The 1,677-nt window shown below is 45.1% G+C and carries 1 protein-coding gene; it reads right to left on the reverse strand.

The features are described 5' to 3' along the window. Nucleotides 1-1,677: ATP-binding protein (locus LJD34_RS15880; RefSeq protein ID WP_264474840.1), on the reverse strand; the 1,677-nt coding region annotated here is incomplete at both ends.

The following is a 1,677-nucleotide window of genomic DNA, read 5'->3' on the forward strand; positions in this document are numbered from 1 at the left end:
GTGCAGGCTGGGTCGCTTTTCTATCAGAAGCACCAGAAGATAACGGACGCTCTTTGATAACAGTTGTCTTGACTGGTTCACTTGCTTTCGGAGTTGGAGCTGTGGCAGGGCGTTTGACTTCCTGCATTTTTTCCGCACTCGGTTTTGGAATAGTTGAAGCTGTGGCTGGTCGTTCATGTGGACGGGTAGCTCCCGTTGTCGCTGATCCGTCCATCTTTCGTGCCTGCCTTGCTTCTTGTGCCTTTTGAAGTTCCATTCGCTTGTCTGCGATATTGCGTGAGATAGCAGTATCTTCTTTTCTCAATTCCTCAATAACGTATAACAGTCCTCTATTTGCACTCTGGGTAACGGAACGAACCGCCTTACGAAGTACGGGGAATTTTTCGCCGTCCCTAGAGGAAATACCCGTAAGGAATGTTAAGATGTCGATTGCCAGACTTTCAGCGTCTTTCACATTCTTCATAATCACGAACGGGTCAAGAAGTCCTGCATTGCCTTTATCGCTGGTAAGGTTTACAATATTGATTTCATGGGCGATTTCTGGAAGTGTTTCTTTCCAGTTGCCACGCTCACTTTTAGGGTCTAACAGAAGTGCTTGACCGCCAAACAGCACCGCATAATATACAAGTAGATTGTTGCAGAATGACTTTCCACCGCCAAGCGAACCGACAAAAGCAGAAGCAAGGGCGTTGGTAACTGTACCTTTCACTCCCTGCGAAGCTAAAGACGGTTGCAGGTACACATTTCTTCCAGTATCGACGGAATAGCCAATATAGATACCCGTATTTTCCCCTAACTGCTGTGTCGCTCCAAAACCAAGCCCTGCCAAAAAGTCTGATTTTACATACTGCACATAGTCATTGATATATCGCTTGCTGGCTGGTAAAAATTCAGAATGAAGCCCCAACATATCGCCAGCAGGACGCACCAGCTTTACATTGAGGTCGTCGTAAAAGTCCTTGACTTCATCACAACGGCGTTTCAGCTCGTCAAGATCGGGTGCAGACACCCGTATGACGTAGCTTAACTTATACATACTTTCTTTGCTCTGGTCTAAGTCTGTTTCCAGCTCGTCCACGCTGTCTAATGCGTCCACCACATTTGAGCTGGTTTCACTTCCTGCTTGATAGGCGTGATTATCCAAATCTTTCAATTCCTTTTTCTTGTTGCGGACGGTCGTTAATGCCTTACGGTTCTCCACGATTTCTACATTCATAGAAGTATCAACGGGGAATGTAAACTGCTGTTGTTGGAAATAGAAGATTTCACTTGAGGGAAAATCAAGCTCCCCGACAATCGCATTGACGGTAAAGTAAGACACATAGCTTTCCTTGTCCTCGTGTTCCAAGCGTAAATACCGCTGGCTTTCCTCAATCACACACCTTGTCGGACGGATAAGGTCATAGTATTTTATCAGCGTTTCTTTCTTATAGTTCTTCTTTGGTAGCTGGTACTCATAATCTTCATAAGCGATACCGTCCCTGCCGTAAAGATGTTCCATGAGATATCCAAAATCATTGATTTCCAAGCGACGCACCTTAAAGCGACGGGAGATTTTATTTTCCAGTAACTTTTCCATTTTCATGTAACGGTTGATTTCATCATTCGGCATGGAAACGAAGTCATTCATCAGCGTGTGGTTCACTTCATGGAGAAATTCCGTAAATGTCAGCCACG

It is taken from the genome of Faecalibacillus sp. MSK20_93 (genome assembly GCF_020589945.1).
Classification (GTDB): Bacteria; Bacillota_I; Bacilli_A; order Erysipelotrichales; family Coprobacillaceae; genus Faecalibacillus; species Faecalibacillus intestinalis.